The following is a 1896-nucleotide window of genomic DNA, read 5'->3' on the forward strand; positions in this document are numbered from 1 at the left end:
CTCTTGAACTACCTTTAGCTTGAACTGCTTACTGTACTTGCTCATAAAACAAAACCCCCTTGGTTGGACATAAGGTCCAACTTTTGGGGGTCAGTTCACTCGGGTGGCTTTTTACATTTCCTCACACCAGCTTTGCAAGATATCAATCAGTCCAAGTTGGATGCTTATCCATCACCGAATGAAATAAATCCGACTCAAGATGTTGATTGAGCCATTTCTTGAGGGAGTTAAATGGCAACTCTTCAAATTGTTGAGGATTGACTGCAGCAAACTGCCTGATAAACGGAAAGATGGCGACATCTACCCAGGATATTTTGTTACCCAGTAAGAACGGGTTAGCTTGGAGGAGCGTCTCCATCGGGTGGAGCATGAGATCAATAGCATCATTCAACACATCATTTTGATGCAGATCCGGAAATCGATTTGGGTACTTATATTGATCCAATAGAACCTTGAATGGGCCATCATTTTTTTTAATCCATTCTTGGGACGCATCCTCATCGACGTCTATCCAGCCATCTGGGTCGGACTTCTCTAGAGCCCAACGCATAATATCCACACTTTGATCCAAGACCAGTCCATCAGCGCATAAGACTGGAACCGTTCCCTTGGGTGATACAAGCAACATGGATTTCGGCTTGTTTCTGAAATCAATTTCCCTTTGCTCAACCTCAATGCCAGCGTATTTCAATCCCATACGAGCCCGCATTGCATAAGGACATCTTCGGTAAGAGTACAAAATTGGAATCATTTAATCTCGCAGTATTCCGGAGAGAATACCAAAGGAAATTGACTCACGCTAACTTGGAATGATATTGCCCCATCAGTCTCACAACAGGCGTGGCAATTGGCCGAACTAGAACGAATTATTGTCCTTGTACCGCTTTCGACATGCACCCAGATAGAGCGCCAAAGATTTGATGAGCCTGTTTTGTTGGTATCACTCTTTTTTTACGCCCATCATCTTGGGAGACAAGCTGGATATAGCCAATTGAGAGTAGGTTTTTCAGGCGCCCATGAAGGGTTGCTTGGGAACCTATTAGGTGCAACTTTAGTAGGTCACCAACCAAAATAGATTGGCCAGCATGGTCATCCAGCATGATCCTATTGAGCAAATGTTTTTCGATTGAATCCAAACTCCGGATTTTACTTTTCGAGTTCAGTACTTCAACCAACTTTAGAAACCGAATGTACACATTAGGTTTATTCATCACTTCATGCTACTCCCTTAATTTGCTATTTAAATAACTTAGCAATATTGTCGTGCGCCCAAGACATTAAATCTTGATTTTCATCTTTCTTCAGCTCCGCCATAAGGCTAGGACTCAAGGTAATAGCCCCATCTTCATTTGATGAAAATGGAATGTTTTCGTATGGATAGCGCTTATCGGCCCCATGCAAGTCGTGGACTATATCCAACAACTTAATGGCACGCTCAGAATGAAGATCATCAGATGAACTCATATACACCACTCCTTATGATTAATTTGACTTGATATCTATCAGACTAAGAAAGGTGGGGCAATCAGTCTGTACGCTATCGAACATATATTTCCATTCCAGCGCTAAATGTTTTAAATAACCAGCCCTGAAACGCGATGCCAAAAATAACTGTACCCACCAAATAGCAACCGCCCTCAGGTGGTGGTTTGGACCATAAAGGCAATACTTACATTTTCAGGTCATGCCAAACACTGTTCAGAGCATTATCAACATTGAACCCATGCAGCTTGATCTAGCAAACTCCTTGACTTTGCCTTTAACTTCTATGATGTGACCTTTATTTTGAGCTTTGCCCATGCTGAACACCCTGTAAAGGTTTAGATAGCAGAACTTTTAACTGCTAGTCCCTGTTAACTATAAAAAGAATTCTGAATACCCTCTTAGGCGCATATC

3 protein-coding genes are annotated in these 1896 nt (G+C 42.1%); all 3 read right to left on the reverse strand.

All coding sequences use genetic code 11. The annotated features are described in order from the left end of the window. Positions 1 to 142: 142 nt before the first annotated feature. Positions 143 to 751: a glutathione S-transferase gene (locus B7Y67_RS16630; protein WP_293599580.1), complete on the reverse strand. Its 609-nt coding sequence runs from the start codon at positions 749 to 751 to the stop codon at positions 143 to 145. 115 nt (positions 752 to 866) lie between these two features. Continuing rightward, positions 867 to 1211, reverse strand: coding sequence for a hypothetical protein (locus B7Y67_RS16635; protein WP_293599581.1), 345 nt, complete (start codon positions 1209 to 1211; stop codon positions 867 to 869). A 25-nt stretch (positions 1212 to 1236) separates the two neighbouring features. Continuing rightward, positions 1237 to 1464, reverse strand: coding sequence for a hypothetical protein (locus B7Y67_RS16640; RefSeq protein WP_293599582.1), 228 nt, complete (start codon positions 1462 to 1464; stop codon positions 1237 to 1239). Between the last annotated feature and the right edge of the window lie 432 nt (positions 1465 to 1896).

This window comes from Polynucleobacter sp. 35-46-11, assembly GCF_002281105.1.

Excerpts from the sequence above, each read along its gene's own strand:
- B7Y67_RS16630 (WP_293599580.1), bottom strand. The coding sequence starts at position 751 with ATGATTCCAATTTTGTACTCTTACCGAAGATGTCCTTATGCAATGCGG.
- B7Y67_RS16635 (WP_293599581.1), bottom strand. The coding sequence starts at position 1,211 with ATGAATAAACCTAATGTGTACATTCGGTTTCTAAAGTTGGTTGAAGTA.
- B7Y67_RS16640 (WP_293599582.1), bottom strand. The coding sequence starts at position 1,464 with ATGAGTTCATCTGATGATCTTCATTCTGAGCGTGCCATTAAGTTGTTG.